Origin of the sequence: Mesorhizobium sp. M1D.F.Ca.ET.231.01.1.1 (assembly GCF_003999155.2) — a bacterium.
Taxonomy (GTDB): domain Bacteria; phylum Pseudomonadota; class Alphaproteobacteria; order Rhizobiales; family Rhizobiaceae; genus Mesorhizobium.
On sequence record NZ_RZOZ02000049.1, the window covers coordinates 1 to 567 of the forward strand.

The following is a 567-nucleotide window of genomic DNA, read 5'->3' on the forward strand; positions in this document are numbered from 1 at the left end:
CAACCACCGAAGGTTGACCGCCCGAGGCCCGGTTTGGCTCATGCCTTACGAAAATCTCGTCGCGTTCGCCGACCTTGACGACCAGCCAGCGGTCGCCGTTCGAACTTGTGTAGAATGCCCGTGACGAGTGTGACATGGGGACGTCCTTTGACCTGTCTGCCAACGACCTGACGAAGACGGTCGTTCTTTTCATGTCCTTTGGCCCGGTAACCTTATTGCTCGGCAAACCGGTCCGTTACTGCCCGACCAGAATACCAGCCTCCCGCGCCGCCAAGGCGAACGCCCGCCGAACGCTCGATATGGGCTTTTTGTTCGCGCTGGCGTCGTGGCAAGCCTGGAGCGCGGCGCGATGCGACGGCCCACGCTTGCCCGGCCACTTCCGAAGCAGAAATGACGAGCATTCATAGACGTCGGTGATGACTGTCTCGAGGTCTTGGGTGCCAGCCCGAACGCTCACGGGCTGAGTGAATTTGGGATTTTGCATTGTTGTCCATAAGGCATTGCCACATGGATAGCGAGGCAATTGTAGATTTCGATCGAGCTCGTCACCGACGTTCCGCTTCGCGC

At 59.1% G+C, this 567-nt stretch carries 1 protein-coding gene; it reads right to left on the minus strand.

Going from position 1 to position 567, the window contains the following annotated elements; translation table 11 throughout:
- Positions 1 to 235 precede the first annotated feature (235 nt).
- Positions 236 to 567: DUF982 domain-containing protein (locus tag EN874_RS32185; protein ID WP_245516211.1), on the minus strand; the 332-nt coding region annotated here is incomplete at its 5' end.